This is a genomic window from Roseateles sp. AC306, assembly GCF_979253795.1.
On record NZ_CEEDEB010000085.1, the window covers coordinates 1 to 268 of the forward strand.

The 268-nt window shown below is 45.9% G+C and carries 1 protein-coding gene; it reads left to right on the top strand.

What is annotated here, in order from left to right; all coding sequences use genetic code 11:
* Nucleotides 1-45: 45 nt before the first annotated feature.
* Nucleotides 46-268: endoribonuclease MazF (gene mazF, locus AC0IZJ_RS28490; protein ID WP_001341111.1), on the top strand; the 223-nt coding region annotated here is incomplete at its 3' end.

Consider the following 268-nt stretch of genomic DNA (forward strand, 5'->3'; position numbering starts at 1 on the left):
AGCGAGCAAGCTGGACATCGTCCAGCTGTTGTCCTGAGTCCTTTCATGTACAACAACAAAACAGGTATGTGTCTGTGTGTTCCTTGTACAACGCAATCAAAAGGATATCCGTTCGAAGTTGTTTTATCCGGTCAGGAACGTGATGGCGTAGCGTTAGCTGATCAGGTAAAAAGTATCGCCTGGCGGGCAAGAGGAGCAACGAAGAAAGGAACAGTTGCCCCAGAGGAATTACAACTCATTAAAGCCAAAATTAACGTACTGATTGGGT